22 protein-coding genes are annotated in these 24,820 nt (G+C 63.8%); 12 read left to right on the top strand and 10 right to left on the bottom strand.

Going from position 1 to position 24,820, the window contains the following annotated elements; translation table 11 throughout:
* Positions 1-121: 121 nt before the first annotated feature.
* Both J7655_RS03980 and J7655_RS03985 read right to left on the bottom strand, forming a co-directional pair.
* Complete coding sequence (locus J7655_RS03980; RefSeq protein WP_230927662.1) at positions 122-1,720, bottom strand: ABC transporter substrate-binding protein; 1,599 nt, start codon at positions 1,718-1,720, stop codon at positions 122-124.
* A gap of 224 nt (positions 1,721-1,944) precedes the next feature.
* Entirely contained in the window at positions 1,945-2,658 is a 714-nt protein-coding gene (locus J7655_RS03985) for an SIMPL domain-containing protein (RefSeq protein ID WP_230926672.1), read from the bottom strand.
* A 186-nt stretch (positions 2,659-2,844) separates the two neighbouring features.
* On the opposite strand from J7655_RS03985, the gene J7655_RS03990 reads away from it, so the two are divergent.
* The 3 genes from J7655_RS03990 to J7655_RS04000 all read left to right on the top strand — a co-directional run bounded on the left by J7655_RS03990 (position 2,845) and on the right by J7655_RS04000 (position 5,870).
* Positions 2,845-4,098, top strand: coding sequence for an ATP-binding protein (locus J7655_RS03990; RefSeq protein WP_230926673.1), 1,254 nt, complete (start codon positions 2,845-2,847; stop codon positions 4,096-4,098).
* 14 nt (positions 4,099-4,112) lie between these two features.
* On the top strand, positions 4,113-4,673 hold the full coding sequence (locus J7655_RS03995; protein WP_230926674.1) for a response regulator transcription factor: 561 nt from the start codon (positions 4,113-4,115) through the stop codon (positions 4,671-4,673).
* 255 nt (positions 4,674-4,928) lie between these two features.
* Positions 4,929-5,870 carry an AEC family transporter gene (locus tag J7655_RS04000; RefSeq protein ID WP_230926675.1) on the top strand — a complete coding sequence of 314 codons (942 nt, stop codon included), beginning with the start codon at positions 4,929-4,931 and terminating at the stop codon, positions 5,868-5,870.
* A gap of 47 nt (positions 5,871-5,917) precedes the next feature.
* On the opposite strand, the gene J7655_RS04005 is transcribed toward J7655_RS04000, so the two are convergent.
* The 6 genes from J7655_RS04005 to gatC all read right to left on the bottom strand — a co-directional run bounded on the left by J7655_RS04005 (position 5,918) and on the right by gatC (position 11,295).
* A complete protein-coding gene (locus tag J7655_RS04005) occupies positions 5,918-6,301 on the bottom strand; it encodes a carboxymuconolactone decarboxylase family protein (protein WP_230926676.1) in 384 nt (127 codons plus the stop codon).
* 2 nt (positions 6,302-6,303) lie between these two features.
* On the bottom strand, positions 6,304-7,398 hold the full coding sequence (locus J7655_RS04010) for a calcium/sodium antiporter (protein ID WP_230926677.1): 1,095 nt from the start codon (positions 7,396-7,398) through the stop codon (positions 6,304-6,306).
* Positions 7,399-7,489: 91 nt separating this feature from the next.
* The gene (locus J7655_RS04015) at positions 7,490-7,912 is read right to left on the bottom strand and encodes a septal ring lytic transglycosylase RlpA family protein (RefSeq protein ID WP_230926678.1); all 423 of its coding nucleotides are present in this window, start codon (positions 7,910-7,912) and stop codon (positions 7,490-7,492) included.
* Between the two features lie 61 nt (positions 7,913-7,973).
* Positions 7,974-9,422 carry an Asp-tRNA(Asn)/Glu-tRNA(Gln) amidotransferase subunit GatB gene (gene gatB / locus J7655_RS04020; RefSeq protein ID WP_230926679.1) on the bottom strand — a complete coding sequence of 483 codons (1,449 nt, stop codon included), beginning with the start codon at positions 9,420-9,422 and terminating at the stop codon, positions 7,974-7,976.
* A 118-nt stretch (positions 9,423-9,540) separates the two neighbouring features.
* A complete protein-coding gene (gatA, locus tag J7655_RS04025; protein ID WP_230926680.1) occupies positions 9,541-10,992 on the bottom strand; it encodes an Asp-tRNA(Asn)/Glu-tRNA(Gln) amidotransferase subunit GatA in 1,452 nt (483 codons plus the stop codon).
* A gap of 15 nt (positions 10,993-11,007) precedes the next feature.
* A complete protein-coding gene (gene gatC / locus J7655_RS04030) occupies positions 11,008-11,295 on the bottom strand; it encodes an Asp-tRNA(Asn)/Glu-tRNA(Gln) amidotransferase subunit GatC (RefSeq protein WP_045734123.1) in 288 nt (95 codons plus the stop codon).
* A gap of 225 nt (positions 11,296-11,520) precedes the next feature.
* Between gatC and mreB the strand changes: the two genes are divergently transcribed.
* From mreB to tldD, 8 genes are all read left to right on the top strand, one after another.
* On the top strand, positions 11,521-12,558 hold the full coding sequence (gene mreB / locus J7655_RS04035; protein WP_045734124.1) for a rod shape-determining protein MreB: 1,038 nt from the start codon (positions 11,521-11,523) through the stop codon (positions 12,556-12,558).
* A gap of 149 nt (positions 12,559-12,707) precedes the next feature.
* On the top strand, positions 12,708-13,664 hold the full coding sequence (mreC, locus tag J7655_RS04040; protein WP_322939821.1) for a rod shape-determining protein MreC: 957 nt from the start codon (positions 12,708-12,710) through the stop codon (positions 13,662-13,664).
* A complete protein-coding gene (mreD, locus tag J7655_RS04045) occupies positions 13,664-14,152 on the top strand; it encodes a rod shape-determining protein MreD (protein WP_230926681.1) in 489 nt (162 codons plus the stop codon). Before mreC ends, mreD begins: the two co-directional genes overlap by 1 nt.
* A gap of 49 nt (positions 14,153-14,201) precedes the next feature.
* On the top strand, positions 14,202-14,798 hold the full coding sequence (locus J7655_RS04050; protein ID WP_230926682.1) for a Maf family protein: 597 nt from the start codon (positions 14,202-14,204) through the stop codon (positions 14,796-14,798).
* 46 nt (positions 14,799-14,844) lie between these two features.
* On the top strand, positions 14,845-16,302 hold the full coding sequence (gene rng / locus J7655_RS04055; RefSeq protein WP_230926683.1) for a ribonuclease G: 1,458 nt from the start codon (positions 14,845-14,847) through the stop codon (positions 16,300-16,302).
* A gap of 17 nt (positions 16,303-16,319) precedes the next feature.
* The gene (locus J7655_RS04060; RefSeq protein WP_230927664.1) at positions 16,320-20,141 is read left to right on the top strand and encodes a YhdP family protein; all 3,822 of its coding nucleotides are present in this window, start codon (positions 16,320-16,322) and stop codon (positions 20,139-20,141) included.
* A 49-nt stretch (positions 20,142-20,190) separates the two neighbouring features.
* A complete protein-coding gene (locus tag J7655_RS04065) occupies positions 20,191-21,036 on the top strand; it encodes a carbon-nitrogen hydrolase family protein (protein ID WP_230927665.1) in 846 nt (281 codons plus the stop codon).
* A 2-nt stretch (positions 21,037-21,038) separates the two neighbouring features.
* Positions 21,039-22,481 (top strand): metalloprotease TldD, encoded by a 1,443-nt coding sequence (gene tldD, locus J7655_RS04070; RefSeq protein WP_230926684.1) that lies wholly within the window; start codon positions 21,039-21,041, stop codon positions 22,479-22,481.
* A 21-nt stretch (positions 22,482-22,502) separates the two neighbouring features.
* Here the strand turns inward: tldD and yjgA are convergent, their stop codons facing one another.
* Positions 22,503-23,021, bottom strand: a complete 519-nt coding sequence (yjgA, locus tag J7655_RS04075) for a ribosome biogenesis factor YjgA (RefSeq protein ID WP_230926685.1) — start codon at positions 23,019-23,021, stop codon at positions 22,503-22,505.
* Positions 23,022-23,149: 128 nt separating this feature from the next.
* On the opposite strand from yjgA, the gene pmbA reads away from it, so the two are divergent.
* Positions 23,150-24,496: a metalloprotease PmbA gene (gene pmbA / locus J7655_RS04080; RefSeq protein WP_230926686.1), complete on the top strand. Its 1,347-nt coding sequence runs from the start codon at positions 23,150-23,152 to the stop codon at positions 24,494-24,496.
* Between the two features lie 42 nt (positions 24,497-24,538).
* Here pmbA and J7655_RS04085 read toward each other — a convergent pair whose 3' ends face one another.
* Entirely contained in the window at positions 24,539-24,811 is a 273-nt protein-coding gene (locus J7655_RS04085; protein WP_230926687.1) for an HPr family phosphocarrier protein, read from the bottom strand.
* Positions 24,812-24,820: the final 9 nt, after the last annotated feature.

Here is a 24,820-nt window from a genome sequence, read left to right on the forward strand (position 1 = left end):
CAGGCGGTATTACTCCATGGCTGGAAGCAGGCACCGGACTGCGTGGCCCGGTGCTGTTGTCGTAACGGATGGGGCCGGCGGTGACCATAAGCGGCGTGTCCGCAGACACGCCGCCCTGCCATCACTTGCCGATGCTTACGCCGTAGAAGGCGTTCAGCGCGAAGGGGCTGATGCGGAAGTCACGCACCTCCTTGCGCATCGGCTGGTACACGGTGGAGTGCGCCAACGGGGTGATCGGCACCTCACGCTTGAGGATCACCTGGGCCTGCTTGTACAGCTCGGTACGTTCGGCCACGTCGGTGGTGCGCTTGGCGGCCTTGACCAGCTTGTCGTAGTCCTCGAAGCACCACTTGGAGAAGTTGTTGCCGTCGACCGCGTCGCAGCCGTAGAGGGTGCCGAGCCAGTTGTCCGGGTCGCCGTTGTCGCCGCTCCAGCCAATCAGCATGGCGTCGTGCTCGCCGGCCTTGGCGCGCTTGAGGTATTCGCCCCATTCGTAGCTGACGATGCGTGCCTTGATGCCGATCTTGGCCCAGTCGGCCTGCAGCATTTCGGCGATCTGCTTGGCATTGGGGTTGTACGGGCGCTGCACCGGCATGGCCCAGAGGGTGATCTCGGTGCCTTCCTGGACGCCTGCGGCTTTGAGCAGCTCCTTGGCTTTTTCCGGGTCGAAGGCCGGATCCTTGATGTCCTCGTTATACGACCACTGGGTCGGTGGCATGCCATTGACCGCCAGTTGCCCCGCGTCCTGGTAGACGGCGTTGAGGATGGCCTGCTTGTTCACTGCCATGTCCAGTGCCTGGCGTACTTCCAGCTTGTCGAACGGCGGATGGGTGACGTTGTAGGCGATATAGCCGACGTTGAAACCTGCCTGCTCGGGCATCTGCAGGTTGGCATCCTGTTGCAGCGAGGCGATATCGGCCGGGCGCGGGAACAGGGTGACGTGGCATTCGCCGGCCTTGAGTTTCTGCATGCGCACCGAGGCGTCGGTGTTGATGGCGAAGATCAGGTTATCGATCTTCACGTCTTCAGGCTTCCAGTAATCCTTGTTGCCCTTGTAGCGGATCACCGCGTCCTTCTGGTAACGGCTGAACACGAAGGGGCCGGTGCCGATGGGCTTCTGGTTGATGTCGGCGGCCTTGCCGGCCTTGAGCAACTGGTCGGCGTATTCGGCGGACTGGATCGAGGCAAAACTCATCGCCAGGTTCTGCACGAAGGCAGCGTCCACGTCGTTGAGGGTGAAACGCACGGTCATGTCATCGAGCTTTTCCAGCTTGGCGATGTTGCTGTCCATGCCCATGTCGGTGAAGTAGGGGAACTCGCTGGGGTAGGCCTTGCGGAACGAGTGGTCCTTGTCGAGCATGCGCTCGAAGGTGAACAGCACGTCGTCGGCGTTGAAGGTGCGGCTGGGCGTGAAGTACTCGGTGGTGTGGAACTTCACCCCGGGGCGCAGCTTCAAGGTGTAGGTCAGGCCGTCATCGGAGACCTCCCAGCTTTGCGCTAGGCCAGGTTCGACCTTGGTACCGCCGCGCTCGAATTGGGTCAGGCGGTTGAAGATGGTTTCCGCGGCTGCGTCGAAATCGGTGCCGGTGGTGTACAGGCCGGGGTCGAAGCCCGCAGGGCTGCCCTCGGAACAGAACACCAGGTTGGCGGCGCTGGCGAAAGGAGCGCTGGCGAGCAGACCAGCGGTAAGCAAAGCCTGGATAGTGGCGTTCTTGCGCATCATGACCTCATCGTTGTTGTGGTTGTGATCCCTGAGGAGCCTCTTGTGAAGACCACCGCCGAAACTATGCAGGCCTTGTGCCCGAGGCAAGCGTTACATCATACGCAAAATGGTTAGCGCTACAGCGTTGTAACTTGCTGTCGCATTTATGAAAAACTGCAGCGAAAAGATGGCGAAACGCCGTTATCAATCGAGAACGGCGTTGCTTTGTTGCGAAGCGCGCTTCAGGGCATCTGCACTTCGATGACGCCATCGGCACTCACCGTGACCTGGCTGGTGCCGGCCTCGATCTGCGGCGTGGCGGCTGCGTCCATCATCGCCATGCCCTTGGCCTCGACGTTGCGCATGGCCATTGGCGGCTGGAAACCGCCCGTATTGAGGTTCAGGCTGACCAGCTTGTAGCTCTTACCGCCTAGCGCTTCGGTGGCCAGTTGTGCGCGTGCCTTGAAGGCGTTGACGGCGTCCTTGAGCATGGCGTCTTCGCGGGTCTTGCGGGTGTCGGTGGCGATGCTGAAATTCATGCCGGCCATCTTCATCGATTGCAGCAATTCACCAGTCAGGGCGGAAAGCCGGGCGAAGTCGGCGCTTTCCAGGCGCACCTCGGCGCGTTCACGCCAGGCGCTGATCGTCTGCCCCTTGTCATCGTAGACCGGGTAGCTGTGGCGGCTGCCCAGCTTGACCGCTACGCCCTTGACCTGACGCGCCTGCTCCAGCGTCTTGTTCAGGGTATTGGTGATCTCGGCGGCCAGCTTGGCCGGGTCGGCATTCTGCGATTCGCTGTAGAGGGTGACGTGCATCAGATCGTGTGCCACTTCCTGATTGACCTCGGCGCGCAGGGCGATCTGGTTGTAGCGCGCCTCGGCGGCCAGCAGGCCGGTGCTGGCCAGGCTGGCAGCGGTGAGGGCGAGGGCGGTGGCGATACGGGTCATGGTGCGCATGGTGCAGTTCCTTTTTCGATGGCCTGATGGCCGTTTCCCGAGGGTAGACGAAGGCGAGTCGCGATCCGGGTTAACGCCGCTACAACTTTTTTCATCCAGGGCGTTGTTGAGGTATGCGTCCGGTTGCCGCAGCGGCGCAAGGCCGCAGCAGGCTTGGTTATACTCGGCGCAACCATTGGAGTCGCCATGCTCGAACCCGTTCAGCTGCTTTCTGCCAGTCGCCAGAACCTCTGGCGACTGACGCTTATCCGTATTCTGGTGCTGGCCGCTCAGGCTGGCTCGGTCGGGCTCGCCTACAAGTCCGGCATGCTACCGCTGCCCTGGTTGCAGTTGTCGGTCACCCTCGGCATTTCCCTGCTGTTGTGCCTGGGCACCGCGTTGCGCCTGCGTGGGCCTTGGCCGGTGACCGAGGTGGAATATGCCGTACAACTGGCCTGTGACCTGATCATTCACAGCGTACTGCTGTATTACTCGGGGGGCTCGACCAACCCCTTCGTGTCCTATTACCTGGTGCCGCTGACCATCGCCGCAGCGACCCTGCCGTGGATGTTCACCATCGTCCTCGCGGGCCTGGCGCTGGCCGGTTACACCCTGCTGCTGGTGTGGACGCACCCGCTCGAGTTGCCGGCTGCACGTGAGAGCCTGCTGGTCTACGGCATGTGGCTGAGTTTCGCCCTGTCTGCGGCGCTGATCACCTTCTTCGTCGCCAAGATGGCCGAGGAGCTGCGGCGCCAGGACGAGCTGCGCGCCGAACGGCGTGAGGAAAGCCTGCGTGACCAGCAACTGCTGGCCGTGGCCACTCAGGCCGCTGGTGCCGCCCATGAACTGGGCACGCCGCTGGGCACCATGAGCGTGCTGCTCAAGGAGCTGCGCCAGGAATATCGCGACAAACCGGCGCTGCAGGATGACCTGGCCTTGCTGCAGGAGCAGGTGAAACTGTGCAAGTTCACCCTGCAGCAACTGGTGCGCGCCGCCGAGAACGACCGGCGTCAGGCGGTGGTGGAGCAGTCCTGTGTCGAGTGGCTGGAAACCACCCTCAATCGCTGGCACCTGATGCGCCCCGAGGCCAGCTACCGCTACCAGTGCCTGGGGCGTGGCACGCCGCCGCGCATCATGCCGCCGGCCGATCTCACCCAGGCACTGCTGAATTTGCTCAATAACGCTGCCGATGCCTGCCCTGACAAGCTCGATATCCGTCTGGACTGGGATCACCAGTGGCTGCGCCTGAGCATTCGTGATCATGGCGCGGGGGTGCCACTGGCCATCGCCGAACAACTGGGTCGGCCGTTCTTCACCACCAAGGGCAAGGGCTTTGGTCTGGGGCTGTTTCTCAGCCAGGCCAGCGTGACCCGTGCCGGTGGCACGGTTAAGCTGTATAACCATGAAGAAGGCGGCACCCTCACCGAATTGAAGTTGCCGCGAGCCTATGGCGTGGCCTGACAAGGAAAACCAGCATGAGCGAAGAATCCCTGTTCGACGGTGAAGAGCAGCCCCACCTGCTGCTGGTCGACGATGATCCCACCTTCATCCGCGTCATGGCGCGGGCCATGAGCCGCCGTGGTCTGCGTGTGTCCATTGCCTCCTGCGCCGATGAAGGCCTGGCCCTGGCCAAGGAGGATCTGCCGGACTACGCCGTGGTCGATTTGAAGATGGAAGGCGACTCCGGCCTGGTGCTGCTGCCCAAGCTATTGGAGCTGGACGCCGAGATGCGTGTGGTGATCCTCACCGGTTATTCGAGCATTGCCACCGCCGTGGAGGCGATCAAGCGTGGCGCCGCCAACTACCTGTGCAAGCCAGCCGATGCCGATGATGTACTGACCGCACTGCTGTCCCAGCATGCCGACCTGGACAGCCTGGTGCCGGAGAACCCGATGTCGGTCGATCGCCTGCAGTGGGAGCATATCCAGCGCGTGCTGGCCGAGCACGAGGGCAACATCTCCGCCACCGCTCGCGCCCTGGGCATGCACCGCCGCACCCTGCAGCGCAAATTGCAAAAGCGCCCAGTGCGCCGCTGAGCCTCCGCATACGCAGTAGCGTAGGGTGGGCTTCAGCCCACGAGGGATGCTCAGACCGTAGTGCCGTAGGGTGGGCTTTAGCCCACCACCAGGGGGGCTCAGGCCGTAGGATGGGGCTGAGCTCATCAACTCGGGGTCACGTGGGCTAAAGCGGATCGCCGCCCGGCCCACCCTACAACTGCGCGGCTGTTGCCCATGGCCGAAGGATGCTTAGCCAGCTAACATAGGTCGTCAGACAACCCCTTCGGTGCTTTCATGCTCGCCGTCGTCCAGCAAACCCTCGCCATCACCGCGCCGGTGTTCGCCATGCTGTTTCTCGGCGTGGCGCTCAAGCGCCTGCACTGGATCGACAACGCCTTTATCGATACCGCCTCGAGCCTGGTATTTCGCGGCACCATGCCGACCCTGCTGTTCCTCGGCATCGTCCGGGCTGATCTGAGCGCGGCATTGCAGCCGGCGCTGCTGCTGTTCTTCGTCGCCGCCACCCTGGTCTGCTTCCTGCTGGCCTGGGGCTGGGCGATCTGGCGCGTCCCGCATGCCGAGCGTGGCATCTACACCCAGGGCTCTTTTCGTGGCAATAACGGCATCATCGGTCTGGCACTGGCCACCAGCCTCTATGGCGACTACGGGCTGTCGCTCGGCGCGGTGCTCGGTGGGGTGGTGATCCTCTGCTATAACGTGCTCTCGGCCATCGTCCTGGCGATCTACAGCCCGGGTGCCAAGACCGGGCCGCTGGCCATCGCCAAAAGCATCCTGATCAATCCACTGATCATTGGCGTCCTGCTGGCCATTCCCTTCGCCTATTGGCAGGTTCCGCTGCCGGCCTGGCTGATGACCTCGGCCGGGTATTTCGCGCAGATGACTCTGCCTCTGGCGCTGATCTGCATTGGCGGCACCCTGAGTCTGGCGTCATTGCGGCGCAGCAGTGGCGTGGCCATCGGCGCCAGTCTGATGAAGATGGTCTGGTTGCCGCTGATCGCGACCTTGGGCGCCTGGCTGTTCGGCTTTCGCGGGGCGGATCTGGCGATCCTGTTTCTCTACTTCGCCAGCCCGACCGCAGCGGCCAGTTTCGTCATGGCCCGCGCGGTGGGTGCCAATCATGAGCTGGCAGCGGCCATTATCGTCATCACCACCCTGGTGGCGGTGGTCACCACCAATGTCGGGTTGTTGCTGCTGCAGTGGGGGAGCTGGATCTAGCGCGGTTTGGCTTGCCGGCGATTAAGCGATCGTCGGCAAGCCGGCTCCTACGAAGCGTTGCGCTGGTATTCCTCGATCACTTCCTGCGCGGCGCGGAAGGCGTCGATGCTGGCCGGTACGCCGGCATACACCGCGCAGTGCAGCAGGGTTTCGCGGATTTCCTCGACGGTGCAGCCATTGTTCAGCGCGCCGCGCACATGGCCCTTGAGTTCCTGCGGGCATTTCAGTGCGGTCAGCGCCGCCAGGGTGATCAGGCTGCGGGTTGCGCGCGGCAGGCCGCTACGCGTCCAGACGCCGCCCCAGGCGTGTTCGTTGACGAAGTCCTGCAAGGGTTGGGTGAACTCGTTGGCATTGCCCAGGGCGCGGTCGACGAAGGCGTCGCCCATCACCTCACGCCGTACTTGCAGGCCGCGATCGTGGTTCTCGCTCATCGTCACACCGGCTCGCCACGCTGTTTGCGCCAGGCGCGTGCGGCAATGACCACCAGGGTGACGGCGGTCAATGGCAGCACGTAACCCAGCATGGCCTCGCCCATCACGTCAGCGAAGGGGCGCCCAGTGGAAGACAGAATCAGGTAGAGGGTGTAGGCCACGTAATACGCCAGAAACAGCAGACCTTCCCAACGGTTGATGCGGTAACCGGCGAAGAAGATCGGCAGGCAGGCAACGGCGACGGCAATCATGACCGGGAAATCGAACGCCAGGGCATTGGGCGACACCGAAATGGCGGCCGGCGAGACCAGCGAGGCCAGGCCCAGCACGCAGAGCAGGTTGAAAATGTTGCTGCCGACGATATTGCCCACGGCGATATCGCGCTCCCCCTTGATGGCGGCGAGAATCGAGGTGGCCAACTCCGGCAACGAGGTGCCGACCGCAACCACGGTCAAACCGATGACCAGCTCGGAAATGCCCAGTGCCCGTGCCAGTGTCACGGCGCCTTCGACCAGGAAGTTCGAGCCGGTAACCAGCAGCACCAGGCCAGCGATGATCAGGCCCAGATTGATGGCCCAGGCATAGGGCTTGGGCGCTTCGTCGAGGCCGAACTCCTTGGCAAATTCGTCATCGTCGCCGCCCTTGTCCTTGCGCGCGCTGTAGATCAGGAAACCGGTATAAGCCACTACGCCGGCGAACAGCAAGGCGCCGTCGAGGCGGCTCAGCGAGCCATCCCAGGCCAGACCGAAGGTGAGCAGGCTGGCGCCGATCATGATCGGTACGTCGAGGCGAATCAGCTGGCGCGAGACGATCAGTGGCGCCACCAATGCAGTCATGCCGAGAATCAGCAGGACGTTGGCGATATTGCTGCCAACGACATTACCGATGGCCAGATCGCCACTGCCATCCAGGGCCGCCTGCACGCTCACGGCGGTTTCCGGGGCACTGGTGCCGAATGCCACCACCGTCAGGCCAATGATCAGTGGCGGGATGCCGAATTGCGCGGCCAGTTTGGCTGCACCGCGTACCAGCACTTCGGCGCCAGCGACCAGCAGCACCAGGCCTGCGATCAGGTAAACGAAGGTCATCAGAGTCATTGCAGGGTAGCTCCAGAAAAAGTGCGGCTAGTGTAGCGATGGCATTGTTGGCCGCTAGAGGCTGCAGAAAGATTTTGTTGCCAATTGTTGGTCAGTCCAGTCTTTCGACCCGTACCGGCACCACGCCGGCGCGTAGCATGTCCAGGCGTACCGCTGCAGCACGGGAAACGTCGATGATGCGCCCGCGCACGAAGGGGCCACGGTCGTTGATGCGCAGCACCACGCTGCGCTCGTTGTTCAGGTTGGTCACCCGTACCCGCGTGCCGAAGGGCAGGCTGCGATGCGCGGCGGTCAGCGCGTGCTGATCGAAACGCTCGCCGCTGGCGGTGCGCTGGCCGTGGTGACGATCACCGTAGTAGGAGGCCTTGCCGGTTTCGCTGCTGTCCGAGCCGCCGCCGAAGGTGGAGCAGCCGCCAAGCAGGGCGAGCGCGCCTAACAGAGCAAACGCCGGTAGCCCGGATGCAGTCCGGGGTGTTGTCGATTCCCGGATTGCATCCGGGCTACGGATCATCATCGTGTTTTCTCCAGATAAAAAGACGCCGGGCAGGCCCGGCGTCGTTTCATTTGTTCCAGGCTCAGCCTTCGAGCTTCTTCTTCAGCAGTTCGTTCACTTGCCCCGGGTTGGCCTTGCCCTTGGAGGCTTTCATGGCCTGGCCGACAAAGAAGCCGAACATCTTGCCGCGCTTGGCTTCATCGTTGGCGCGGTATTGTTCGACCTGCTCGGCGTTGGCGGCCAGCACTTCGTCGAGCATGGCTTCGATGGCGCCGGAATCGGTGACCTGCTTGAGACCTTTCTTCTCGATGATCTCATCGGCGCTGGCGCCTTCACCGGCCGCCAGGGCTTCGAAGACCATCTTGGCGATCTTGCCGCTGATGGTATTGTCCTTGATGCGCAGGATCATGCCACCCAGTTGCTCGGCGGATACCGGCGACTGTTCGATCTCCAGGCCGTCCTTGTTGAGCAGGCTGGACAGCTCGCCCATCACCCAGTTGGCCGACAGCTTGGCGTCGCCGCAGGTCTGGCAGACCGCTTCGAAGTAGTCGGCCAGCTCACGACTGGCGCTGAGCACACTGGCGTCGTAGCTGGACAGGCCGAACTGGCTTTCGAAGCGCTCGCGCTTCTGCGGCGGCAGCTCGGGCAGGCCGGCGCGCAGCTCGTCGAGGAAGCTGCGCTCGATCACCACCGGCAGCAGGTCCGGGCAGGGGAAGTAACGGTAGTCGTTGGCTTCTTCCTTGCTGCGCATGGAGCGGGTCTGATCCTTATTCGGATCGTACAGGCGGGTTTCCTGCACCACCTTGCCGCCGTCCTCGATCAGCTCGATCTGGCGCTGTACTTCATGGTTGATGGCTTTTTCGATGAAGCGGAACGAGTTGACGTTCTTGATCTCGGCACGGGTGCCGAACTCGGCCTGGCCCTTCGGGCGTACCGACACGTTGCAGTCGCAGCGCAGCGAACCTTCGGCCATGTTGCCGTCGCAGATGCCCAGGTAACGCACCAGCGCGTGGATGGCCTTGACGTAGGCCACGGCTTCCTTGGCCGAGCGGATGTCCGGCTCGGAAACGATTTCCAGCAGCGGGGTGCCGGCGCGGTTGAGGTCGATGCCGCTCATGCCCTGGAAGTCTTCGTGCAGGCTCTTGCCGGCGTCTTCTTCCAGGTGCGCGCGGGTGATGCCGATGCGCTTGACGCTGCCGTCTTCCAGGGTGATGTCGAGGAAGCCCTTGCCGACGATGGGTTGATCCATCTGGCTGGTCTGGTAGCCCTTGGGCAGATCCGGGTAGAAGTAGTTCTTGCGCGCGAAGACGTTACGCTCGGCGATCTCGGCGTTGATCGCCAGACCGAACTGGCAGGCCATGCGCACGGCTTCGGCATTCAGCACCGGCAGGGTGCCGGGCATGCCGAGGTCGACCAGGCTGGCCTGGGTGTTGGGCTCGGCGCCAAAGGTGGTGGCGCTGGCCGAGAAAATCTTCGACTGGGTGCTGAGCTGAGCGTGAATCTCGAGCCCGATCACGGTTTCCCATTGCATCGTTAGTGTTCCTCAATCCTGTATGGCGTGCGGTCTGTGCGGTGCGGCCCTCACCCGGCGCTTCGCGCCACCCTCTCCCGGCGGGAGAGGGGAATGGGGCGCATGGCTACGCCATGGCTCAGAAGTCTTTGGGTGCGTGTTTATGCCAGTCGCTGACCTGCTGGTACTGGTGCGCGACGTTGAGCAGACGACCTTCCTGGAAGTAGTTGCCGAGCAACTGCACACCCACCGGCAGGCCGTCGACGAAGCCGGCCGGCATCGACAGGCCGGGGATGCCGGCCAGGTTGGCGGTGATGGTGTAGATGTCTTCCAGGTAGGCGGACACCGGGTCGGCATTCTTCTCGCCGAGTTTCCAGGCCAGGTTCGGCGTGGTCGGGCCGAGGATCACGTCGACCTCCTTGAAGGCGGCGACGAAGTCGTTCTTGATCAGCCGGCGAATCTGCTGTGCCTTGATGTAGTAGGCATCGTAGTAGCCGGCGGAGAGCGCGTAGGTGCCGACCATGATCCGGCGTTTGACCTCGGCGCCGAAGCCCTCGCCGCGCGAGCGCTTGTACAGATCCTGCAGGTCTTTCGGGTTCTCGCAGCGGTAGCCGAAGCGCACGCCGTCGAAACGCGACAGGTTGGAGCTGGCCTCGGCCGGCGCGATCACGTAGTAGGCGGGAATAGCGTGCTGCATGTTCGGCAGCGAGATGTCCTTGACGGTGGCGCCGAGCTTTTTCAGCTCCTCGACCACGGCCATCACCTTCTCACCGATGCGTGCATCCAGGCCGGTGCCGAAGTATTCCTTGGGCAGGCCGATGCGCAGACCGGCCAACGGCTGGGCCAGCGCTGCCAGGTAATCATCGACTGGCTGGTCGACGCTGGTCGAATCCTTGGCATCGAAACCGGCCATGGCGCCGAGCAGCAGGGCGCAATCCTCGGCGGTGCGGGCCAGCGGGCCGCCCTGATCGAGGCTGGAGGCGTAGGCGATCATGCCCCAGCGCGAGACGCGACCGTAGGTGGGCTTGATGCCGGTGAGGTTGGTCAGTGCCGCCGGCTGGCGGATCGAGCCGCCGGTGTCGGTGCCGGTGGCGGCCGGCAGCAGGCGTGCGGCGACGGCGGCTGCCGAGCCACCCGACGAGCCGCCCGGTACGCGGGTCAGATCCCAGGGGTTTTTCACCGGGCCGTAGTGGCTGGATTCGTTGGCCGAGCCCATGGCGAATTCATCCATGTTCAGCTTGCCGAGGGTGATAGTGCCCGCGGCGGCCAGCTTCTCGACCACGGTGGCGTCGTAGGGCGCCTTGAAGCCGGTGAGGATCTTCGAGGCGCAACTGGTCAGCACGCCTTCGGTGCAGAACAGGTCCTTGTGGGCGATCGGGGCGCCGAGCAGCGGGCTGTTTTCGCCGGCAGCGCGGCGGGCGTCAGCGGCCTTGGCCTGTGCGATGGCCAAATCTTCAGTGACGGTGATGAAGCTGTTGAGCTGCGGGTCGAGCTGATTGATGCGCGCCAGCAGGCTCTGGGTCAGCTCTTCAGCGGAGAATTGCTTGTCGGCGAGTGCGCGGGCGATCTCGGCCAGGGTCAATTGATGCATGGCGGAAGGCTTTCCTTACTCGATGACTTTGGGAACCAGGTACAGGCCGCTTTCCACGGCCGGGGCGATGGCCTGGTAGGCGTCGCGCTGGTTGCGCTCGGTGACCACGTCGGCACGCAGGCGCTGGGTCGCTTCCAGCGGGTGGGCCAGGGGTTCGACGCCCTGGGTATCGACCGCCTGCATCTGATCGATCAGGCCGAGAATACTGTTCAGGGTCTCGGTGGTTTGCGGAATATCGCCGTCATTCAGACCCAGGCGGGCCAGGTGGGCGATTTTTTCCACCTCGGAGCGTTCAAGCGCCATCGGGGGTTCTCCAGTGGAAGTGTGACAGAAGGGCTGCAGGGAACGGATGTCGCGAGCCAGCGGTCAAAGGCCGCGATGTGCAGCTACAAGGCCCGGAAAAACAGGCAATCTACCATATTGCCGCCTTGCTCAAAATCCCTGCCGTTGTTAGAGTTTGCCGCACTTTTTACCTGCGCGTTTTGCGCGCCTGGCCTTCACCCACGCGTTGCCTAGGGTCCCTTCCTAATGTTCAAGAAACTGCGTGGCATGTTTTCCAGCGATCTGTCGATCGATCTGGGCACTGCCAATACCCTTATTTATGTGCGCGAGCGCGGTATCGTCCTGAACGAGCCGTCCGTGGTCGCCATCCGTACCCACGGCAACCAGAAGAGCGTCGTGGCTGTCGGCACCGATGCCAAGCGCATGCTCGGTCGTACGCCTGGCAATATCTCCGCCATCCGCCCGATGAAAGACGGTGTGATTGCCGACTTCAGCGTCTGCGAAAAGATGCTGCAGTACTTCATCAACAAGGTTCACGAGAACAGCTTCCTGCAGCCGTCGCCGCGCGTGCTGATCTGCGTGCCGTGCAAGTCGACTCAGGTCGAGCGTCGCGCCATTCGTGAATCGGCGCTCGGCGCCGGTGCCCGCGAAGTGTTCCTGATCGAAGAACCAATGGCCGCTGCCATCGGCGCCGGCTTGCCGGTCGAGGAAGCCCGTGGCTCGATGGTCGTCGATATCGGCGGCGGTACCACCGAGATCGCCCTGATTTCCCTGAATGGCGTGGTCTATGCCGAGTCCGTTCGCGTCGGCGGCGACCGCTTCGACGAAGCCATCATCACCTACGTGCGCCGCAACTACGGTTCGCTGATCGGTGAAGGCACGGCCGAACGTATCAAGCAGGAAATCGGTACTGCCTACCCGGGTGGCGAGATCCGCGAAGTCGACGTGCGCGGCCGTAACCTGGCTGAAGGCGTACCGCGCAGTTTCACCCTGAATTCCAATGAAGTGCTCGAGGCGCTGCAGGAATCCCTGGCGACCATCGTGCAGGCGGTCAAGAGCGCGCTGGAGCAGTCGCCGCCCGAGCTGGCCTCGGACATTGCCGAGCGCGGCCTGGTGCTGACCGGTGGTGGCGCACTGCTGCGTGACCTGGACAAGCTGCTCTCGCAGGAAACCGGCCTGCCGGTGATCGTCGCCGAAGACCCGCTGACCTGCGTCGCCCGTGGCGGCGGCAAGGCCCTGGAAATGATGGATCGCCACGCCATGGATCTGCTCTCCACCGAGTAAGGTTCACCCCGCGTGTCCGCCGTGCCGCCTCCGGGCGGCACGCGCATATTCGAGCATTGCAGTACACTCGGCCCACTCTTCGTTTGACCGGTTCGCCCTTCGCATGAATCCGCGTGCTTTTCGCCCCCGTGGCGCACAAGGAGCAGGTCATTAAGCCGCTCTTCGCCAAAGGCCCCTCGCTGGGCATTCGTCTGTTGGTATTCGCCGTGTTGTCGGCGGTGCTGATGGTGGTCGATGCCCGTTTCGAGACGCTCAAGCCGCTGCGCAGCCAGATGGGCCTGGTGCTCACGCCTTTCTACTGGTTGGCCGATGCGCCTGTGCGCGTCTGGGACGGAGCGACCCAGCAGATCTCCTCGCGCAGCGAGTTGATGGCCGAAAACGAGAAGCTCAAGGCCGAGGCGCTGCTGCTGCAACGGCGTCTGCAAAAGCTGGCCGCGCTCACCGAGCAGAACGTACGCCTGCGCGAGCTGCTCAACTCGGCTGCGCTGGTGGACGAAGAGGTGCTGGTCAGCGAACTGATCGGCGTCGACCCCAACCCCTATACCCACCGCATCCTGATCGACAAGGGCGAGAAGGATGGCGTGTTCCTTGGTCAGCCGGTGCTCGATGCGCGCGGACTGATGGGCCAGGTGGTCGAGATCATGCCCTACACCTCGCGCGTGCTGTTGCTGACCGACAACACCCACAGCATTCCGGTGCAGGTCAACCGCAACGGCCTGCGCGCCATCGCCGTCGGCACCGGCAACCCCGAGCGTCTGGAGTTGCGTCATGTCGCCGACACCGCTGATATCAAGGAAGGCGATCTGTTGGTCAGCTCGGGCATGGGCCAGCGCTTCCCGGCCGGCTATCCGGTAGCGACGGTCAAGGAAGTGATTCACGACTCCGGCCAGCCTTTTGCCATCGTTCGCGCCGTCCCCACGGCCGCGCTCAATCGCAGCCGTTACCTGCTGCTGGTGTTCTCCGACCGGCGCACGCCCGAGCAGCGTGCCAACGATTCGGCCGAGGCTCAGGAGGCCGCTGACCGCGAAGCCGAGCAGGCGCTTGGCAATGCTCAGCCGGCCACTGATGCACCGGCCGCAGACGCCCCCGCAGAGGAGAGCAACTGATGGCTGGTATACAGCCCCGTAACGGCTGGGTGATCTGGCTGAGCCTGGCGCTCGGCTTGTTGCTCAGCGTTTCGCCGCTGCCCGAGTTCATGCAAATGGGCCGTCCGCTGTGGGTTGCCTCGATTCTGACCTACTGGGTGCTGGCCCTGCCGCATCGCGTCGGTATGACCACGGCTTGGGTTCTGGGCCTTGCCCAGGATGTGCTGTTCGGCACCTTGCTGGGGCAGAATGCGCTGATTCTGACCCTGATCACCTTTCTGGTGCTGAGCCTGCATCAGCGTTTGCGCATGTTTCCCATGTGGCAGCAGAGCATGGTGCTGATGGTGGTCTTCGGCCTGGCGCAGCTGGTGCAACTGTGGCTCAACGCCCTGACCGGCAGCCGTCCGCCGACGTTGGCCTTCGTCTTGCCGGCACTGGTCAGTGCCCTGCTATGGCCCTGGATCTGCGCCATTCTGCGCAGCCTGCACCTGCGCCTCAACGTCAACTGAGCGCAGCCAGGCGCATGGCTGGCTGCGGTCGCTCATAGGAGATACCCGCATGGCCACGCTGTTTCTGGCTTCCGCCTCGCCCCGTCGCCGTGAATTGCTGGCTCAGATCGCCGTGCCCTGCGTCACGCAAATCGCCTCGATAGATGAAACGCCCTTGCCAGACGAGCCTGCGACAGCCTATGTAGAGCGTCTGGCGCGGGAAAAGGCGCGTGCTGCGCTGCTCGCGTTGGACGAATCTGCCGACGCCGTGGTGCTGGGCGCGGATACCGCCGTAGTGCTCGAGGGGCAGATACTCGGTAAACCGCAGGATTTCGCCGACTGCAGTCGCATGTTGCGCGGGCTCTCGGGGCGCACTCATCAGGTGATGACGGCCGTAGCCCTGGTCAGCGCGCAGCGTGAAGCGGCGCAGGTGGTGTGCAGCGAAGTAACCTTTCGTCACCTCGGCGATGCCGAAATTGCTGCCTATTGGGCCAGTGGCGAGCCCGCCGACAAAGCGGGCGGTTATGGTATTCAGGGATTGGCGGCAGTATTCGTCAGTCGTCTCGAAGGCAGCTATTCGGCCGTGGTCGGGCTGCCATTGTGTGAGACGGCGCAGTTACTCGGTGATTTCGGTATCGCCTGCTGGCAACAACAGGCCGCGAAATAAACTATCTGCCCTGCTGAGCGGGCATTGAATCCAGCGGGATGGATGCATGAGCGAAGAGATTCTGATCAATATCACGCCGATGGAGTCGCGCGTGGCGGTGGTGGAAAACGGCGTGCTGCAGGAAGTGCACGTCGAGCGCACGCAGAAGCGCGGCATCGTCGGCAATATCTACAAGGGCAAGGTGGTGCGTGTGTTGCCCGGCATGCAGGCGGCCTTCGTCGATATCGGCCTGGAGCGGGCGGCGTTCATCCATGCTTCGGAAATCTCCACCCGTGAGGGGGCTGCGGTCGAGCCGATCAGCGCCCTGGTGCACGAAGGGCAGAGCCTGGTGGTGCAGGTGACCAAGGATCCCATCGGCAGCAAGGGCGCGCGCCTGACCACCCAGCTGTCGATTCCCTCGCGTTACCTGGTGTACATGCCGCGTACCAGTCATGTCGGGATTTCGCTGAAGATCGAAGACGAGACCGAGCGCGACCGCCTCAAGCAGGTGGTCGCCGATTGCGTCGCCGCCGAGGGCATCGAGGAAGCCGGCGGCTTCATCCTGCGCACTGCCGCCGAGGGTGCGGGCGCTGATGAAATTCTGATCGATATCCGCTATCTGCGCCGCCTTTGGGATCAGATCGGTGCGCAGATCCAGCATGCCAAGGCGCCGGTGGTGATCTACGAGGATCTGTCCCTGGCACTGCGCACCCTGCGCGACCTGGTCAGCCCGCGCACCGAGAAGATTCGCGTGGACTCGCGGGAAACCTTCCAGAAAATCACCCAGTTCGTTGCCGAGCTGATGCCGGAGATTGCCGACAGGCTGGAGCACTATCCAGGCGAACGGCCCATCTTCGACCTGTATGGCGTCGAGGACGAAATCCAGCGCGCACTGGAACGCAAGGTACCGCTGAAATCCGGCGGCTATCTGGTGGTCGACCCCGCCGAAGCGATGAGCACCATTGACGTCAATACGGGCGCCTTCGTCGGCCATCGCACGCTGGAAGAGACCATCTTCAAGACCAATCTGGAAGCGGCCACGGCCATTGCCCGCCAGCTGCGCCTGCGCAACCTGGGCGGCATCATCATCATCGACTTCATCGACATGGAAGACGAGGAGCATCAGCGCCAGGTGCTGCGCACCCTGGAAAAGCAGCTCGAACGCGATCATGCCAAGACCAACATTATTGGCATCACCGAGCTTGGTCTGGTGCAGATGACCCGCAAGCGCACACGCGAGAGCCTCGAGCAGATTCTCTGCGAGCCGTGCAGTGCCTGTCAGGGGCGCGGCAAGTTGAAGACGCCGGAGACCATCTGCTACGAGATCTTCCGCGAGATTCTGCGCGAAGCCCGCGCCTACCAGGCGGAAAGCTATCGCGTGCTGGCCAACCAGAAGGTGGTCGATCGCCTGCTCGATGAAGAGTCGGGCAACGTCGCCGATCTGGAAGCCTTTATCGGACGTACCATCAAGTTCCAGGTGGAAACCATGTATTCCCAGGAACAGTACGACGTGGTGCTGCTCTGAGCACCGCCAGCACCCGGATAAATACCCTGGCGCGCCTGTTCTCGGCGCTGCTGCGCTGGGGGCTGGGGCTGTGCGCCGCCTTGCTGGTGCTGGCGGCGCTGTACGTCAGCCTGGGTCGTGAACTGGTACCGCTGGTGGCCGAATACCGCCTCGAGCTGGAGGATCGCGCCAGTGCGCAGTTGGGCGTGCCGGTGCGCATCGGCCGTCTCGAGGGGCGCTGGCAGGGGTTTGCCCCGGTGCTGGAGGCGCACGATGTGCGTCTGGGTAGCGAGGAGGAAGGCCTGAGCCTGGAGCGCGTGCGACTGGTGCCGGACGTGGGTGGCAGCCTGCTGGCACGCCAACCGCGCATCGCCCACCTGCAGTTCGATGGTCTGCAGCTGAACGTGCAGCAGAACGCCGAAGGTGGCTGGCAGTTGCAAGGGATGCCACAACGCAGCGGTCCCGAGTTGAATGTCGGACAGCTACTGGAGCAGTTGCAGATCGTGCACCGCATCAGTCTGCTCGACAGTCGTGTGGTGCTGCAGCCGCTCGATCAGGCGCCGCTGTTGCTCAGCTACGTCAATCTGAGCTTGCGTTACGGCAGTAACAGCCAGCGCCTCGACGGCCGCTTGCTGCTGCCCGACGGTCAACCGGTGGCGCTGCGCTTGCGCACACGGATGCAGCCTGAGAGTTGGCGCGAGGCCGAGTCCGAACTCTATTTGAGCTTGCCGCAGAGTGACTGGGCGGCCTGGCTGCCAAAATCGCTGCTTGGCGACTGGCAGGCGCAGCACCTGCAGGCCGGCGGTGAGCTGTGGCTGCAGGGTCGTGGTCTGGCCCTGCACAAGGGGGCCTTGCGCCTGCATGCCCCCGAGCTGGTGGGTGGTCAGGCTGAGCGGGCTCCAGTGACGCTCAGGGATGTGGCGTTCAATGCCTTCTTCGAGCAAGACGAGCAGGGTGTGCGTGCGCAGATCGATTCCCTGGCCCTGAGCCATGGCGAACAGCGCATTGGTGAGCTGCACCTGAAGCTGAAACAGAGTGACACGGGTGAGGCTGACGAGCGCTGGGCGCTGACGGCCGACCGCCTCGATCTCGCCGCATGGGCACCCTTGGTGCAGGCGTTGCTGCCGATGCCCGAAACTGCACGCGATGTACTGGTCGCGCTGGCGCCGGTCGGTGCGGTCAACAACCTGCTGCTCGACTACTACCCGCAACGTGAAGGTGCAGAGCGCCTGCAGTTCGCCGCCAATCTGGACAGGGTGGGGATACGGGCCTATCACGGCGCGCCGGCCGTGGAGAATGTCACCGGCAGTGCCTCGGGCAACCTGTTCAAAGGTGAGTTGCGCCTCAATACCGAGGATTTCGCCCTGCACCTGGATCAACTGTTCCCCAAACCCTGGCGCTATCGCCATGCTCAGGCGCGCTTGAGTTGGGACTGGAGCGAAACCGGCCTGACCCTGTACAGCCCCTATATGCGCCTTGATGGCGAGGAGGGGCAGATCGCCGGTGACATGCTGATCCGTCTGCTGCGCGACCCCGAGGCAGAGGACTACATGGATCTGCGCGTCGGGCTGCGTGATGGTGACGCGGCCTATACCGAGAAGTACTTACCGAGCCGCTCACCGGGGATGAGCCGCGAGCTTGACCAGTGGTTGAAGACGGCGATTCGCGGCGGCCATGTCGAGCAAGGCTACTTTCAGTATCAGGGGTCATTGAGCAAGGGTGCAGAGCTCGGCGCGCGCAGCATCAGCCTGTTTTTCAAGGTCAAGGATGCCGAGCTGGCCTTTCAACCGGGCTGGCCTTCGCTGCGGGAGGGTGTGGGCGAGGTGTTGATCGAGGACGATGCAGTACGCGTGCGCCTGCAGAATGGGCGCCTGCTGCAAAGCCAGGTCAGTGACGTGACCGCCAACATCCCCTTGTTGCATGATGGCAAGGCGCCGCGCCTGCAGCTCGACGGCGATGTACAGAGCAGCCTGCCCGACGCCATCAAGCTGTTGCAGGAAGCGCCACTGGGGACACAGGAGCTCTTCGCTGGCTGGCAGGGCGACGGCCCGCTGGCCGGTCGCCTGCAACTGGATATTCCGCTGCAAAAAGGGGTGCCACCTGTTGTGGTCGTGGATTTCGCCACCGAGGGCGCGAGTCTCAAGCTGGCCAATCCCGATCTGCAACTGAGTAACCTGCAGGGGGCATTTCGCTTCAACAGCGCCGCTGGCTTGAGTGCGCCGGATGTGCGTGCCGAGGTCTTCGGGCGCCCGGTACGCGGCAAGATCAGCGCCGAGGGTGCGCGTGGCAAGGCGCTTACACGTTTCGATCTGCGTGGCCAGGTGCAGGTCGAAACCCTCAGCCAATGGCTGGGCGGACCGCAGAAAATGCCGGTCAGCGGCGTGCTGCCGTATCGCCTGCGCCTGACGCTCGATGGCGATGACAGTCAATTACGTGTCGACTCCAACCTGCGTGGTGTGGCGGTCGAGCTACCAGCCCCCTTCGGCAAGACGGCGCAGCAGGCGCGGGATGCCAGCTGGCGCATGACCCTGGCCGGTCGCGAGCGCCGCTACTGGGCCGAGTATGGCGATCTGGCTAGCCTGAATCTGGCCGCACCTCCTGGCGCGCTGGCCGACGGTCGGGGTGAACTGGTGCTCGGTGGTGCCCCGGCGGGGTTGCCGCCTGGCCAGGGGCTGCGCGTGCGCGGGCGCTTGGACGAACTGGATCTCGATGCCTGGAAGCAACTCGGCAGCAATCATCCGGTCAAGGTGGATGCTGATAGCCAGCGCCTGCTGCGCAGTGTGCGGCTGGATGTCGGACGCTTCCGTGGTTTTGGTCAGGAGGTCGAGCAACTGACGCTTGGCCTGGCGCGAGAAGACCAGGCCTGGGCCTTGCAGATCGACAGCGAGTTGGCCGCCGGGCGTGTGCTGTTGGCCGATGGTGCGGACACGCCGATTGCCATCGACCTGCAGTATGTACGCCTGCCGGCGCCGGACGCTGAAGCGGCGAAGGTCGTCGATGCGCCTGATCCCCTGGCCGATTTCGATCCCGGCACGCTGCCGGCCATGGATATCCGTATTCAGCGTGTACAGCGTGGCGACAAGGTGCTGGGCGCCTGGTCGCTCAAGGTCAGGCCCGAGGCGCAGGGCGTGCGTTTCGATGAACTCGACCTCGATCTGCAGGGGCTGAAGATTGGTGGTAGTGGTGGCTGGCGAGGCACGCCTGGCAACACCCAAAGCTGGTACAAGGGGCGCCTACAGGGCAAGGATCTCGGCGACATTCTGCAAGCCTGGGATTATGCCCCCAGCGTTACCAGCGAAAGTTTCCGGGTAGACGCCGATGCCACCTGGCCCGGCTCTCCGGCGTGGTTCTCGCTCAGGCGTTTTTCCGGCAATCTCGATCCTTCGCTACGTAAGGGCCAGTTCGTCGAAGTGCAGGGCTCGGCCCAGGCGTTGCGGGTATTCGGCCTGCTCAACTTCAACTCGATTGGCCGGCGTCTGCGTCTGGACTTCTCCGACCTGCTGGGCAAGGGGCTGAGTTACGACCGGGTCAAGGGCAACCTGCAGGCCACCAATGGTCTGTTCGTCACCCGGGAGCCGATCACCCTGACGGGGCCGTCGAGCAACCTGGAGCTCAATGGCAATCTGGACATGCGCGATGAGCGCATCGACGCCAAGTTGTTGGTGACCCTGCCGGTGACCAACAACTTGCCACTGGCAGCACTGATTGTCGGCGCGCCGGCCATTGGCGGGGCGTTGTTCGTGGCCGACAAGTTGCTGGGTGACAAGGTCGCGCGTTTCGCCAGCGTGCAGTACGACGTCAAGGGCCCGCTGCAGGAACCGGATATCAGCTTCGACAAGCCTTTCGAAAAGCCGCAATGACGGTGCGTCTTGGCGTAGGCTGTCACAACGAGAACTGATGAGTACCGCCATGAACCTCGCTGTAATCCAGATGGTCAGTCAGGACGACGTGCAAACCAACCTGCGCCTGGCGCGGCGCATGCTGGAGCGCGCAGCCCAGGGCGGCGCGCGCCTTGCCGTGCTGCCCGAGAACTTCGCCGCCATGGGCCGTGCTGATCTGGCCGCCATCGGCCGGGCCGAGGCCTTGGGCGAGGGGCCGATCCTGCCCTGGTTGAAACGTGCTGCGCGTGACCTCAGCTTATGGATAGTGGCCGGCACCTTGCCGCTGCCGCCGGATGATGATGCCGAAGGCAAGCCGCACGCCTGTTCACTACTGATCGACGATCAGGGCGAGCGCGTGGCCCGTTATGACAAGCTGCATCTGTTCGACGTCGAGGTGGCCGACAACCGTGGCCGTTATCGTGAGTCGGATGATTTCGCTCATGGCCAGCGCGTCGTGGTGGCGGATACGCCGGTCGGGCGTCTGGGCCTGAGCGTCTGTTATGACCTGCGCTTCCCCGAGCTGTTCGCTGCGCTGCGTGAAGCCGGCGCCGAGCTGATCAGCGTGCCGGCGGCGTTCACCGCCGTGACCGGCGCGGCGCATTGGCAGGTGCTGACCCGCGCCCGTGCCATCGAAACCCAGTGCTATGTGCTGGCCGCCGGCCAGGGCGGCGAGCACCCGGGGCAGCGCATGACCTTTGGCCATTCGGCGATCATCGACCCCTGGGGTAAGGTAGTGGTCGAACAGGACCAGGGCGAGGGTGCTCTGCTGACTGCCCGTGATGCCGCGGAGCAGGCCGCCATTCGTCAACGTATGCCGGTGCAGCAGCACCGCCGATTTGTCTTGCCGGACGTCCTGCGTCCGCATGTGGAGTGACCATGAATACGATGTTGCAATCCGTCAGCGAGCATCTGCTGGCTCCCGGTAATCTGACCCTCGATAGCCTCGGCAGTATGCTGGGCGAAGTCGCAGGGCCTGGCATCGATGCCGCCGATCTGTATTTTCAGAGCCAGGTGTCGGAAACCTGGGTGCTGGAAGATGGCATCGTCAAGGAGGGCAGTTTCAACCTCGATCAGGGCGTTGGCGTGCGCGCCCAGTCCGGTGAGAAAACCGGTTTTGCCTACAGCAATGCCATCAGCCTCGCTGCCCTGACCCAGGCCGCACAGGCTGCACGTTCGATCTCGCGCGCCGGCCAGCAGGGCCGCGTGCAGGCGTTCGTCAGCCCGCAGGTGACCCAGTTGTATGCCGAAGGCAATCCGCTGGACGTGATGGGCCGCGCCGAGAAGGTCGAATTGCTGCAGCGTATCGACCGCGCCACGCGTGCGCTCGATCCGCGCATCAAACAGGTCACCGTGAGCCTGGCCGGCGTCTGGGATCGCATTCTGGTGGCCGCGCATGATGGCAGCCTGAGTGCCGATATCCGTCCGCTGGTGCGCTTCAATGTCAGCGTCATCGTCGAGCAGAATGGTCGCCGCGAGCGCGGTGGTCACGGCGGCGGCGGGCGTACCGACTATCGCTATTTCCTCGAAGAAGACCGCGCCATGGGCTATGCCCGCGAGGCGCTGCGCCAGGCGCTGGTCAACCTCGAAGCCATCGCCGCGCCTGCCGGCAGCATGCCGGTGGTGATGGGCGCCGGCTGGTCCGGTGTGCTGCTGCATGAAGCGGTCGGCCACGGCCTGGAAGGCGACTTCAACCGCAAGGGCAGCTCAGCCTACAGCGGCCAGGTCGGGCAGAAGGTTGCGTCCAGCCTGTGCACCATCGTCGACGACGGCACCCTGGCCGGACGGCGTGGCTCGCTCAGCGTCGACGACGAAGGCACGCCGACCCAGTGCACCACGCTGATCGAGAATGGCATGCTCAAGGGCTACATGCAGGACAAGCTCAACGCGCGCCTGATGGGCGTGGCCGCCACCGGCAACGGCCGTCGCGAGTCGTACGCGCACCTGCCGATGCCGCGCATGACCAACACCTACATGCTGGCGGGCGAAAGCGACCCGGAGGAAATCATCCGCTCTGTGAAGAAGGGCATCTACTGCGCCAACCTTGGCGGCGGTCAGGTGGACATCACCAGCGGCAAGTTCGTCTTTTCCACCAGCGAGGCCTACCTGATCGAGGACGGCAAGATCACTGCGCCGGTCAAGGGCGCCACGCTGATCGGCAATGGCCCGGAGGCCATGAGCCGGGTGTCCATGGTCGGCAATGACCTGGCCCTGGACAGCGGCGTCGGCACCTGCGGCAAGGATGGGCAGTCGGTGCCGGTAGGCGTCGGCCAGCCGACGCTGAAGATCGACGCGATCACCGTAGGTGGTACCGGCGCGTGAGTCGCGCCGGTATGACGATGTCTAGCGCAGGCCGCGCTGGATTTCGTCAAGCTCACGGATGTACTTGAACACCTTGCGCGCCGCGGCTGGTGGCTTGTTGCGCGCCGCTTCGTGCTGCGCATGACGCACCAGGCCACGCAGGTGCTGGACGTCAGCGTCGGGGTAGAGCTCGACGAAGCTCTCCAGCGCGCTGTCGCCCTCTGCGATCAGGCGGTCGCGCCAGCGTTCGAGCGCGTGGAAGCGTTCGTTGTACTCGCGGGTGGAGCTGTCTACCTGGTCGAGCATGGCAACGATCGCGTCGACATCCTGTTCACGCATCAGCTTGCCGATGAACTGGATGTGGCGTTTGCGGGCGGCGTTGGCAGTATGTTTCGGCGCTTCGGCAAGGGCGCGGCGCAGGGCATCGGTCAGCGGCATCTTGGCCAGCAGATCCGCCTTGAGCGTGGTCAGTCGCTCGCCAAGCTCCTGCAGGGCATGCAGTTCGCGTTTGACCTGGGATTTGCTCTTCTCCAGGGAGAAGTCGTCGTAGGAATCAGACATGGGGTGGGTCCAGAGGGAAACGCCGCCATGATAGCAGTAACCGTGACGGTCGGCCTGTGGGCGGGCGGTCGAGAGCAGGCCTTGAGTGTTTACCACTAGTGCCTGCGCCAAGAGAATCGGGAGTGGTTATGAGTGAAGTAGAACGTATCGGGCCGCAGGCCTTGCCTGCACTGCAAGAGCAGGTCGAGGCGATTCTTGCCGAGGCCAGGCGCCAGGGCGCCAGTGCCTGCGAGGTAGCCGTTTCGGCCGCGCAGGGGCTGTCCACCACGGTGCGCCAGGGCGAGGTGGAAACTGTCGAGTTCAATCGCGATCAGGGTTTCGGCATCACCCTCTACGTGGGCCAGCGCAAGGGCTCGGCCAGCACCTCGGCTACTGGCATCGAGGCCATTCGCGAGACGGTGGCTGCGGCCCTGGCGATTGCCAAACACACCAGCGAGGATGAGTGCGCCGGCCTCGCCGATGCTGCGCTGATGGCCCGCGAGCTGCCGGAGCTGGATCTCTATCACCCCTGGTCGATCACTCCGGAGCAGGCCGTCGAGCAGGCGCTGGCCTGTGAAGCCGCCGCGTTCGCCGCTGATAAGCGGATCAAGAACGCCGATGGCACCAGCCTCAACACCCACCAGGGTTGCCGAGTGTATGGCAACAGCCACGGGTTCATCGGTGGTTACGCCAGTACCCGCCACAGTCTGAGTTGCGTGATGATTGCCGAAGGTGAAGGGCAGATGCAGCGCGACTACTGGTATGACGTCAATCGTCAGGGTGACCTGCTGGCCGATCCCGTGGGCATTGGCCAGCGCACCGCCGAGCGCGCTGTCAGCCGCCTGGGCGCACGGCCGGTGCCAACCTGCGAAGTGCCGGTACTGTTCGCTGCCGAGCTGGCCGGTGGATTGTTCAGCCATCTACTGGCGGCGATCTCGGGGGGCAATCTGTATCGCCAGTCCTCGTTTCTCGAAGGGGCGCTGGGTCAGCGCCTGTTCCCCGAGTGGCTGAGCCTCGACGAGCGCCCACATCTGCCACGCGCACTGGGCAGTGCCACTTTCGATGGTGATGGCCTGGCCACCTACGCGAAACCCTTCGTGGACAAGGGCGAATTGGTGTCCTACGTGCTTGGCACCTATTCCGGGCGCAAGCTGGGTTTGCCGAGCACCGCCAATGCCGGCGGCGTGCATAACCTGTTCGTCACCCATGGCGATGAAGACCAACAGGCGCTGCTTCGCCGTATGGGCCGTGGTTTGCTGGTGACCGAGCTGATGGGGCAGGGGCTGAATCTGGTCACCGGCGATTACTCGCGCGGCGCGGCGGGTTTTTGGGTGGAGAACGGCGAGATCCAGTTTCCGGTGCAGGAGGTGACCATCGCCGGCAACCTGCGCGACATGTTCCGCCAGATCGTTGCGGTCGGTCGCGACCTGGAGCGGCGCGGCAATATCTGCACCGGCTCGGTGCTGATCGAGAAAATGACTGTCGCGGGCAGTTGAAGGCGGCAGTCATCACAGGGCCATCGCTGGGTGGCCCTGGTTTTACTCGCCTTCGTCGAAGTAGTTCTCGATCAGTCCAACCAGCGCGGTCATCGCTTCTTCGTCCTGCTCACCCTCGGTCAGCAGGTGCACGGTTGTGCCCTTGCCAGCGGCCAGCATCATCACTGCCATGATGCTTTTGCCGTCCACCAGGCTGTCAGCACTGCGTCCGATACGAACCTGGCAGGGAAATGTGCTTGCCAGGCCGACCAGTTTCGCGGCGGCGCGTGCGTGCAGGCCAAGCTTGTTGATGATGGTGATTTCGCGTGCGGGCATCGCGGCGGA

It is taken from the genome of Pseudomonas wenzhouensis (assembly GCF_021029445.1).
Classification (GTDB): Bacteria; Pseudomonadota; Gammaproteobacteria; order Pseudomonadales; family Pseudomonadaceae; genus Aquipseudomonas; species Aquipseudomonas wenzhouensis.

Bases quoted from the DNA above. Each gene is read 5' to 3' on its own strand.
- J7655_RS03980 (WP_230927662.1), bottom strand. From the start codon at position 1,720: ATGCGCAAGAACGCCACTATCCAGGCTTTGCTTACCGCTGGTCTGCTC.
- J7655_RS03985 (WP_230926672.1), bottom strand. From the start codon at position 2,658: ATGCGCACCATGACCCGTATCGCCACCGCCCTCGCCCTCACCGCTGCC.
- J7655_RS03990 (WP_230926673.1), top strand. From the start codon at position 2,845: ATGCTCGAACCCGTTCAGCTGCTTTCTGCCAGTCGCCAGAACCTCTGG.
- J7655_RS03995 (WP_230926674.1), top strand. From the start codon at position 4,113: ATGAGCGAAGAATCCCTGTTCGACGGTGAAGAGCAGCCCCACCTGCTG.
- J7655_RS04000 (WP_230926675.1), top strand. From the start codon at position 4,929: ATGCTCGCCGTCGTCCAGCAAACCCTCGCCATCACCGCGCCGGTGTTC.
- J7655_RS04005 (WP_230926676.1), bottom strand. From the start codon at position 6,301: ATGAGCGAGAACCACGATCGCGGCCTGCAAGTACGGCGTGAGGTGATG.
- J7655_RS04010 (WP_230926677.1), bottom strand. From the start codon at position 7,398: ATGACTCTGATGACCTTCGTTTACCTGATCGCAGGCCTGGTGCTGCTG.
- J7655_RS04015 (WP_230926678.1), bottom strand. From the start codon at position 7,912: ATGATGATCCGTAGCCCGGATGCAATCCGGGAATCGACAACACCCCGG.
- gatB (WP_230926679.1), bottom strand. From the start codon at position 9,422: ATGCAATGGGAAACCGTGATCGGGCTCGAGATTCACGCTCAGCTCAGC.
- gatA (WP_230926680.1), bottom strand. From the start codon at position 10,992: ATGCATCAATTGACCCTGGCCGAGATCGCCCGCGCACTCGCCGACAAG.
- gatC (WP_045734123.1), bottom strand. From the start codon at position 11,295: ATGGCGCTTGAACGCTCCGAGGTGGAAAAAATCGCCCACCTGGCCCGC.
- mreB (WP_045734124.1), top strand. From the start codon at position 11,521: ATGTTCAAGAAACTGCGTGGCATGTTTTCCAGCGATCTGTCGATCGAT.
- mreD (WP_230926681.1), top strand. From the start codon at position 13,664: ATGGCTGGTATACAGCCCCGTAACGGCTGGGTGATCTGGCTGAGCCTG.
- J7655_RS04050 (WP_230926682.1), top strand. From the start codon at position 14,202: ATGGCCACGCTGTTTCTGGCTTCCGCCTCGCCCCGTCGCCGTGAATTG.
- rng (WP_230926683.1), top strand. From the start codon at position 14,845: ATGAGCGAAGAGATTCTGATCAATATCACGCCGATGGAGTCGCGCGTG.
- J7655_RS04065 (WP_230927665.1), top strand. From the start codon at position 20,191: ATGAACCTCGCTGTAATCCAGATGGTCAGTCAGGACGACGTGCAAACC.
- tldD (WP_230926684.1), top strand. From the start codon at position 21,039: ATGAATACGATGTTGCAATCCGTCAGCGAGCATCTGCTGGCTCCCGGT.
- yjgA (WP_230926685.1), bottom strand. From the start codon at position 23,021: ATGTCTGATTCCTACGACGACTTCTCCCTGGAGAAGAGCAAATCCCAG.
- pmbA (WP_230926686.1), top strand. From the start codon at position 23,150: ATGAGTGAAGTAGAACGTATCGGGCCGCAGGCCTTGCCTGCACTGCAA.
- J7655_RS04085 (WP_230926687.1), bottom strand. From the start codon at position 24,811: ATGCCCGCACGCGAAATCACCATCATCAACAAGCTTGGCCTGCACGCA.